The following is a 559-nucleotide window of genomic DNA, read 5'->3' as shown; positions in this document are numbered from 1 at the left end:
TCCACCCCGATTTCAAGCAATGCCTGCTCGATCTGGGTTGTTTCTACAAACTCGGCAATTGTCTGCTTACCCATGACATGCCCGATGTGATTGATCACTTCGACCATTGCGCGGTTAATCGGGTCGTCCAGCATATCCTTTACGAAACTTCCGTCGATCTTCAGGAAGTCTACAGGCAAATGTTTCAGATAAGCGAATGAAGACATTCCGGCGCAAAAATCATCAAGCGAGAAGTAACATCCTAAGCCTTTGAGTTCATTAATAAATCTAATTGCACTCCCAAGATTGGCAATGGCACTGGTTTCGGTAATTTCAAAACAAATCATTTCAGGAGGTATGGCGTAGTTAACAAACTGTTCACGTAGAAAGTGCAAAAACGCGTCATCTCCGATAGTAATGCCTGAAAGATTAATCGCACACATTGCCAAAGGTTCTTCATGTTGTTCGGCAATACATTGGGCAATGACTTTAAAAACATTTTCTACAACCCAACGGTCCAGTTGGCTCATCAGACCATAACGTTCGGCCGCCGGAATGAAACTGTCCGGCAGGATCATTC

Annotated in this window: 1 protein-coding gene; it reads right to left on the bottom strand. The window is 44.2% G+C overall.

Annotated elements, in window-relative coordinates; all coding sequences use genetic code 11:
• The coding region (locus HT737_RS30550; protein WP_182404686.1) for an EAL domain-containing protein at window positions 1-559 on the bottom strand (559 nt) is incomplete at both ends.

Source organism: Pseudomonas sp. MD195_PC81_125 (assembly GCF_014060985.1).
GTDB lineage: Bacteria > Pseudomonadota > Gammaproteobacteria > Pseudomonadales > Pseudomonadaceae > Aquipseudomonas > Aquipseudomonas parakoreensis.
Note: the sequence above shows the minus strand (reverse complement) of the source record. Positions and strands in the feature narration are given on the sequence as shown.